Raw genomic sequence first — 1152 nt, 5'->3', positions numbered from 1 at the left:
ACTGTATCGATAGACAAAGTCTCGTTTGATGTCCCGATGCAGTTCATATCTCAAAAAGTAGAGATACGATACCTTCCTGATGATCTGGATCATGCCTTCATACTGTATGACGGAGAGCATTTCCCGATCAGAAAGACTGACAGGAATGCCAACTGTCATACAAAACGAAATAACCTGCCTGCCATAGATTACTCAAAACTGAAAGGAGACAGCGATGTATAACGATTATTACGGTCTCGCATTTAATCCGTTTGACAAGCAGCAGATCAAAGAGAAGGACTGCTTTATAAGCCACGACTTCAAAGAGATGACCAGCCGCCTCGAATATCTCAAGGATACCAGAGGCATCGGTCTCTTCACTGCTTCTCCTGGCATGGGAAAATCCTATTGTCTGAGGTGCTTTGCGAAAAGCCTGAATCCAAATCTTAACCACATGGAATACCTATGCCTGTCGACTGTCAGTGTCTCTGATTTCTATAAAGAACTCTGTTCGATCCTTGGTGTCAGTGACAGAGGCGGCAAAACAGGCATGTTCAAATCCATTCAGGAACAGATCTACTACCTGTATCATGAGAAACGTCAGCCCCTGCTTCTAGCCATAGATGAAGCACAGTACCTCTCGCAGGGAATATTCAACGATATCAAGATGCTTATGAACTACGGCTATGACTCTATCAACTGCTTCACCCTTATTCTCTGTGGTGAACCTCATTTGAACAGCTTACTCAGAAAACCTGTAAATGAAGCACTTCGTCAGAGAATAACTGTTCATTACAACTATGAGGGATTAACTGATGAGGAATCCGCTCAATATCTCCTGCACAAAATTGAAAGCGCCGGCGGATCAAAAACGATCATAGAAGAATCCGCACTGAGTGCTGTGATAGGACAGGGCCATGGAAATCCACGAATCCTGGATAACATAATGAATTCAGCCCTTATGCTTGGAGCTCAGACAGAAAAGAAAGTCATCGACACAGAAGTCATTCTTGCTGCTACCGATAGTCAGCAGCTTGGATGATGATTCATTCAGAATATTTAGTTTTAAAGGTACCAGAGGCTGTGATCATTCACAGCCTTATTTCATATCATAAGGTCATCTTATGCTATGGAATAAGCCTGCGAACAGCGTGCCGTTTCTTACGCCAAGAT

1 protein-coding gene and 1 pseudogene are annotated in these 1152 nt (G+C 43.2%); both read left to right on the top strand.

Features of this window, described 5'->3' with window-relative positions; translation table 11 throughout:
* Positions 1-222, top strand: a pseudogene (locus tag ACTNCK_RS11700) (DDE-type integrase/transposase/recombinase); the annotation flags it as partial.
* A complete protein-coding gene (locus ACTNCK_RS11695) occupies positions 215-1021 on the top strand; it encodes an ExeA family protein (RefSeq protein WP_441082902.1) in 807 nt (268 codons plus the stop codon). The pseudogene ACTNCK_RS11700 and the gene ACTNCK_RS11695, both read left to right, overlap by 8 nt.
* Positions 1022-1152: the final 131 nt, after the last annotated feature.

Source organism: Candidatus Weimeria sp. HCP3S3_B5 (assembly GCF_052064335.1).
In the GTDB taxonomy this organism is placed as follows: domain Bacteria; phylum Bacillota; class Clostridia; order Lachnospirales; family Lachnospiraceae; genus Weimeria.
The sequence above is the reverse complement of the archived record's forward strand: the minus strand, read 5'-3'. Positions and strand labels throughout refer to the sequence as shown.

Coding starts and splice junctions, on each gene's coding strand:
- ACTNCK_RS11695 (WP_441082902.1), top strand. CDS start 215: ATGTATAACGATTATTACGGTCTCGCATTTAATCCGTTTGACAAGCAG.